The sequence below is a fragment of the Bacteroidota bacterium genome (assembly GCA_018692315.1).
Lineage (GTDB): Bacteria > Bacteroidota > Bacteroidia > Bacteroidales > JABHKC01 > JABHKC01.
Genome location: JABHKC010000142.1, coordinates 1 through 7,340, shown reverse-complemented (window position 1 = coordinate 7,340; position 7,340 = coordinate 1). Strand labels below are relative to the sequence as shown.

The 7,340-nt window shown below is 33.7% G+C and carries 6 protein-coding genes; 5 read left to right on the top strand and 1 reads right to left on the bottom strand.

From position 1 onward, the window contains the following. From HN894_10475 to HN894_10455, 5 genes are all read left to right on the top strand, one after another. A partial coding sequence (locus tag HN894_10475; protein ID MBT7143754.1) for a T9SS type B sorting domain-containing protein occupies positions 1-1,659 on the top strand: 1,659 nt, incomplete at its 5' end. A 10-nt stretch (positions 1,660-1,669) separates the two neighbouring features. After that, positions 1,670-2,596: a PorP/SprF family type IX secretion system membrane protein gene (locus tag HN894_10470; GenBank protein MBT7143753.1), complete on the top strand. Its 927-nt coding sequence runs from the start codon at positions 1,670-1,672 to the stop codon at positions 2,594-2,596. A gap of 33 nt (positions 2,597-2,629) precedes the next feature. Then, a complete protein-coding gene (locus HN894_10465) occupies positions 2,630-4,672 on the top strand; it encodes an OmpA family protein (protein MBT7143752.1) in 2,043 nt (680 codons plus the stop codon). 472 nt (positions 4,673-5,144) lie between these two features. Beyond that, positions 5,145-6,260 carry an Mrp/NBP35 family ATP-binding protein gene (locus HN894_10460; GenBank protein MBT7143751.1) on the top strand — a complete coding sequence of 372 codons (1,116 nt, stop codon included), beginning with the start codon at positions 5,145-5,147 and terminating at the stop codon, positions 6,258-6,260. 107 nt (positions 6,261-6,367) lie between these two features. Beyond that, positions 6,368-6,625 carry a NifU family protein gene (locus HN894_10455; protein ID MBT7143750.1) on the top strand — a complete coding sequence of 86 codons (258 nt, stop codon included), beginning with the start codon at positions 6,368-6,370 and terminating at the stop codon, positions 6,623-6,625. A gap of 133 nt (positions 6,626-6,758) precedes the next feature. Here HN894_10455 and HN894_10450 read toward each other — a convergent pair whose 3' ends face one another. After that, the gene (locus HN894_10450) at positions 6,759-7,052 is read right to left on the bottom strand and encodes a hypothetical protein (protein ID MBT7143749.1); all 294 of its coding nucleotides are present in this window, start codon (positions 7,050-7,052) and stop codon (positions 6,759-6,761) included. Between the last annotated feature and the right edge of the window lie 288 nt (positions 7,053-7,340).

Sequence of the window (7,340 nt, the reverse complement as noted above, 5' to 3'; positions counted from 1 at the left end):
GAACTTGGAATTACTCAACCCCTACAAACCTTAAGTGCCATTTTGTCGGCAGATAGCCTGAATTGTTTTGGTCAACAAAATGGTTCGGTAAATCTGGTTGTATCTGGCGGAACAACTCCTTACCAACAGTTTTTGTGGAATAATGGAATGACTACACAAAATATTTCGGGCATCAATGCAGGATTCTATTCTGTTAGTGTATTGGATGCAAATACCTGCCTTGTAGAAGACTCAATTACAATTTTTGAACCGGACGAAATAGTTATTGCTCTGACTTCAACAAATGTAGATTGCTATAACAATGCAACCGGCCAGATTTTGTGTTTTGTTCAGGGAGGAACATTACCTTATCACTCCTACTTGTGGAGTAATGGAGATACTACTCAAAACTTACTCTCTGTATCAGCAGGCATCTACACAATTACGGTTATTGACAATCTATATTGCACAAAAACTGATAGCATAGAAATTAGTCAGCCCGACTTGTTAGAAGGTAATATGACAAGCTACCATTTAAACTGCTATGAGGATAGCTCAGGGCAGATTGAAGTTTCATTTTTTGGTGGAACGCCACCTTATTCCATAGTTCAATGGAGCAATGGAGCTTCGGGAAATGTAATACAGAATCTTTCAGCCGGCATATTTTCGCTATCCATAAGCGATACAAACAATTGCATATTTATGGATAGTACAGAAATTTTTGAACCAGACTCGCTTTCAATTCAATATAGCATCCAGAATCTTAGCTGTTTTGAGAAATATGATGGCAGTATAAACATTACAGTTTCGGGTGGAACAATGCCAATAAGCAGCTATTTGTGGAGCAATTCGAGTCAAACAGAAGATTTATTAAATATTCCTGCAGGCATATACAGTATAACAATTACCGATAATAATATGTGTATAAATACATTTAATTTTGAAGTAATTCAGCCAGCCGAACTTAAAGTAAATATTCATATTACAAACCTGCTATGTTTCGAGGATGAATCGGGAAAAATTTCGACTAATATCATGGGAGGGATTCTTCCTTATTCTTATTTATGGTCAAACGGGGAAAACACGATAGACATCTATGAATTATCTGCTGATGAATACAGTTTAACAATAACAGATGCCAACAATTGTAAAATTGCTGAAAGTGTGAATGTTGGTCAACCCGAAGATATCAGTGCAAACGAACAAATCTACCCTCCTTCATGCGAGCTTGCTACAGATGGTTCTATAAAAATTGAGCTATCCGGCGGACATATACCCTACTCAATACTTTGGTTCAATCAATTTACAAACGATTCTATAAGTCAACTTTCTGCTGGATTTTATGATTTATACATTATAGATAATAATGATTGCATCAAAGAATTCGAATTTGAAGTTCCAACTTCATATGAAACTTGCTTTGCTATACCTAATGTTTTCTCTCCTAATGGAGACAACATTAACGATTTATGGTTGATTGAAGGAGTTGAATATACTCCTGATATTGAGGTGAAAGTTTACGATAGATACAGGAACATAGTATTTAAATCAATCGGCTACAATGTTCCCTGGGACGGACTTTTCGACAACAAACAATTGCCATCCGACGCTTACTTCTATTTCATTGATTTAAAAAATGGCAGCAAACCTATGCAAGGCAAAGTATCAATAATTCGCTAAAACAGAAAACATGAAAAGAAGCATTTTATTAATTATACTTTTTATTTCAGCATATTTTCTGCAAGCCCAAATAATGCCCATAAACAATGAAATACTTTTAAATGAATTAATTATAAATCCGGCAATTGCTGGCATAAACACAAATACTAATATTTCATTACTTTCCCGATTGCAATGGCTTGGCGTAGAAGATGCACCTCGTTCGCAATGTTTTTCTTTCGATACAAGAATAAAAACAAATAAAAAATATAATCACACTGGAGAAATGGATAGCAGAAGCCGCATTCCAAGATCGGGAAGAGTAGGACTCGGCGGATTTGTTTTCAATGATATTAATGAACCTTTCAGACGAACAGGAGTAAATTTTGCCTATGCCTATCATCTGAAAAAAGGAAAATACCTGCAACATAATCTGAGCTTTGGTTTTGGAACATCATTTTTCTTGTTTAGTGTTGACAATACAGAGTTTGTGGCAACCGACATGAACGACCCGGCTATTTCGGCAAAGACAAATCTTTTTATTCCAAATTTAAGTTTAGGACTAAAATACAACTATCAGAATCTTTATTTAGGAGCATCGGCTGTTCATTTTATTCCTATAGAAACTCAATTTTCTGATATTAAAAATGAAATTGAAAAAAACCGAAATCAACTATTTGTTCATGCCGGAATGAATTTAAAAGAAGGGCAAAAAATTACAATCATGCCTTCAATTTTATATCGCACTATAACAAATCAATTTGATGCAAACTTAGGAATAAAAGCCGCAGAAAGATATACTTTATCTGTTTCATACCATTCAACGAAATCGGTATCTGCAATTGCCGGACTGAGAATTAATAAAATAGGGATTTATTATTCTTATCAGTTTTCCACCGCTAAGCTAGAAAATTACAAAAATAGCTCACAGATGATAATGATTAATTATGAGTTATGAAATTACAATATTCAATTTAGTAAACCTCCATAGATGAGAAATTGTATTTTATTATTGTTAATATCAGTTTATAGTTTTGGTCAACAATATCAAAAATTGCCCGAAATTATCAATACTGTTCCTCACAACGAATATGCTCCGAGTATTAGTAAAGATGGATCAATTTTGGTTTTTCAGTCGGATGTTTCCGGAATTTGGCGTTTATACCAAACTTCAAAAATTGGTGAGAACCTTTGGTCGCTGCCAAAGCCAATCAGCGAGATAAATAATATTATCGATCCGTCAAATTTTGTTGGTGGGGCATTTCAGACATACGACGGAAAATATTTGCTATTCACCACCGACCAGAAACCCGGATACGGCGACATGGACATTTGGATTGCAGAAAAATTTGACGACAAATGGGTGAATCCAAGAAATATTGGAAACCAAATAAACACTGCCGATTATGAAGGCTTTCCATCATTATCTCCAGATGGACAAAGCATTTATTTCATGAGAAATGCCTGGGATTTTGCGGATACTACAAAAACGAAATGCTATTATATTTTTAGTAGCAAAAAAAATGGAAATGGAATCTGGAGTTTTCCTTCGAAATTGCCGAATCATATAAATATGTACTGCGAGGAATGCCCACGAATACTACCCGATGGGAAAACTTTACTTTTTTCTTCGAACCGTTCAGGCGGCAAAGGAGGATGGGATATTTACAAAAGTATTATGAATGATGAAGGGGAATGGCAAAATTCTGAAAATTTAGCTTTCATAAATACTCCATGGGATGATAAATCACCTTCTGTTTCAGGAGATTATAGCGTTTTTTATCATGCTGTTACATATAAGCAACTCGATGACATTGTTTATACTTTTGTCCCTGAAAGCGAAAATGTCCCAAAAACCACCAAAGTTGTTTGCAAACTTTTTGAAGACGATAGCAGCAAACCAATTTCAGGTGCTCAAATTGATGTAATATCAACTATCGATACAACACTAATAGACAGAATGGAAGAAACAAGTTCGGCCGGAATCTATGAATGTTCTATTTTGAAAGGTTTAGATTATAGGCTAATAGCTTCCGCTAAAGGATATTCATTTATCTCTGAGAGAGTTTTGCTCGAATCCCCTGAATTGAAAATAGATTATGAACTCAAATCAATAAGGGAATTGCCCGAATTGTGGCCGGAATTAAATTTAACAAAAGATCAGGAAAAAATAATTGAGCAAGCCAACAAGGAAATTCAGGAAGCTTTTATGCTGCTACACAACAACGTGCGAGTTCGTTATGAAGAGAACCTAAAACTTGAAGAAGAAATAAAAGATGTTATATTTTCTCAACGAAAAGATGAAGTAATAGGGATCATAAGACAAAATACTTCACATATTATTGAAAAAACCTATCAATCGTACGAAAAATCTTATAATGCCAATAATCAGTATTTGCAGATATTGACTGAGCTTATTAAAATATATCAAGAAAAATCAGATGAGCTCGTCATAAATTCTGCAAATATTTATGAGCAAAAAGCTGTTGATTTTGCTGAACAATCGAAAATAAAATGGGAAGAAGCAATTGAATACAAAGAGATTTTGATGTTTCTTGAATATGCTGTAGAAACCAAAAAAGTTCAGCAGGCAGCTATACAAAATTTCATTATCGCTTTTGAATATCATCTAAGATTCAAAAATATTACAGCCAAAAAAATTGAAAAGGATATTTATTTAAAGCCTCTAAAAAAAGATGTTTCTATTAGACTTTCGAATATTACCTTCGATTTCGACAAAGCAGTAATAAAAAAATCCAGTTATTTTGAACTAAGCAAATTGATAAAACTGCTAAATGAAAATCCTGAAATTTCGGTTGAACTACAGGCACATACAGATGATATTGGTTCAAAAGAATACAATTTGAATTTGTCGAATCGACGGGCATATGCTGTAGTTAAATATCTTACCAAACGTGGTATTGATTACAATAGAATTGAACCAAAAGGTTATGGTGAAAGCGATCCAATCGCCCCGAATGATACAGAATCAAATAGAGCCAAGAACAGACGAGTTGAGTTTAAAATTAAATAAGGAAACTTCTAAAAATGCAAATTTCTTCGTTGCTTCAAAATTTTGAAATCCTCATTTACAATAGTAAACTGCGGTTTCAAATTTTTTTTTAAGCCTTGAAATTTCCTGTTTTTAGAAGTCCCCATAATTGATTTGGTTTCTTTTTTATCCTGAAACTCTTATCTTTGTTTGATATAAATATCATAACTGCCCAAATAGTTCTTGAACTACAACATCAACTGCTATTTAGACTTTCATGTTGTTATCCCTTAATTTTATGTTTTGTTAGTCTTTCTTTTTTTTAAATTGTATCAAATCGTGTGTACAAAAAGTGAATTGTGGTGAGGCGAAAAGCGATTTGCCGATGCGTTGTCAAAGTTTTACTATCAACACAAAATTTGAAATATTAGGTTTGATAAACCTGTAAGCTTTGTTTTTAAAAAATATATATATTTGCAGCTTATTTAGAATTAATACAATTAAAGATAAGTTTATGATATTTACAAAAGGACAAGTACTTGAGGTACTAAATAAAATATTGGTTCCAGGCTCAGATAAAAGTGTTGTAGAATTAAATCTGGTAAAAGATATTGAAGTTTCTGAAAAAAAAATAATCGTTAATGTGATTTTACCGGAAGGTAACTTTCCTTTCAAAAACTCAATTCCAAAAGTTTGCGAAAAGGCTTTAAAGGATGCCACAAATAATTCCACTGAAATAGTAATAAATATAGTTTCGAATATAGCAGCCGGAGCAGAAAATGGAAAATTCTCGAATATAAAAAACATAATTGCAATTGCCTCTGGTAAAGGAGGAGTAGGAAAATCTACTATTGCAGCAAATCTGGCTGTTACATTTGCAAAAATGGGATCCAAAGTTGGTTTAATAGACGCAGACATTTTTGGGCCTTCCATTCCAAAAATGTTCAAAGTGGAAGGACAAAGACCTGAGGTTCTTACAGAAAACGAAAAAACAATAATTAAGCCTGTTGAGAATTATGGTGTAAAAATGCTTTCTATCGGATTTTTTTCAAATCCTGGCGATGCAATAGTTTGGCGTGGCCCAATGGCAAGTTCGGCGCTGAAACAACTTTTGTTTGATGCCGACTGGGGCAAGCTCGACTATTTATTCATTGACCTTCCGCCCGGAACCAGCGATATTCATTTGACATTAGTGCAGGAAGTTCCTGTTACAGGAGCGATTATGGTATCTACCCCGCAGGAAGTTGCAATTATTGATGCAATAAAAGGAATAAACATGTTTAAAGGCGATAAGGTAAATGTTCCGATTATGGGTTTGGTTGAAAATATGTCGTGGTTTACACCAAAAGAACTTCCCGAAAACAAATATTATATTTTTGGAAAAGATGGAGGAAAAGAACTTGCCGAAAAAATGGAAATTCCTTTCATAGGACAGATTCCTATTGTTCAAGGAATTAGAGAAGGTGGCGACAATGGAGTACCTTCGTCGGTCAACGAAAACTCTATCACCGGAATAGCTTTCGCTAAATTGGCTGAAAATGTTGCTGAACAAATAGAAATTCGGAATAAGACCATTGAGCCCACTAAAAAAGTAGAAATGTCGGATAGTGCAGGTTGTTCTTCTCATTAGAAAATCTTAAGCTATTTTGACAAGTAATTAAAAACAAAGTTTTACTAAATTTATAATCTAATAAATAAAAAATAAAAGAAATGGAAGATAACAATAATCAAAACGGAATTCATAAAAGAATAAAAGACACTTTGGAGCAAATCCGCCCATTTTTGCAAGCTGATGGTGGAGATATTTCACTTGTCGAAATTAAAGAAGATTTAACTGTAGTTGTTAAACTGCTTGGTGCCTGCGGAAGTTGCCCAATGAGTACTCAAACCCTAAAAGCCGGTGTAGAGCGAACTCTTAAAGCAAACATTCCCGAAATAAAAGAAGTAGTAGAATTAGGCAAAGAACATGGGCACGGTGGAGGCTGCGGGCACTAAAAATTTAGTGCGTAAATTTCTTCTTGAAAGATTTACTTTAGGGGACTTCTATAAATGCAAATTTCTTCGTTGTTTCAAAATTTCAAAATCCTCATTTACAATAGTAAACTGCGGTTTTGAAATTTCTTACGCCTTAAAATTTACTATTTTTAGAAGCCCCCTTAATAAAATCTGTTATTAAATATTTTAATATCAGAATACTGTGAGTTTTCGGTTGATATTTTTTATAGACATAAATATACTTTTCGTCGGAGCCAAGAATTCCGAAATGTCCCATATCGCGTAGCTCCTTAATTAACTCGAATTTTTCGTTGTAAATCTGTATTACATTAGGTTTGGCAGAACATATCTTCAATCTTGATTCTAATTTTGGATCAAATCGTTGGCAGGTAGTTTTTTCAGTATCATATTTTTCATCGCCTGTCATAGTAGTATCTTTAGACGGAAGCCTACATTTTCTGAAAATCAAGCTATTTATAGGCTCAAAAAAAATCTTTGAGTAAATTGGTGATTCAATTCTATAGCTCCATTCATAAAAGTGATATTCCGGAATATTTGAAACCGTTTTATATTGCCAAGTAATTGTAAATATATAATTGCTCCATTATTAATTTTTTTTCCTATCTTTGCCACATGGATAGAATAAATGAAATAAGAATTAAATATTCAACAATTATAAAAGAAGCAAACGAGCGTTTCATTCGGATATGGGCAG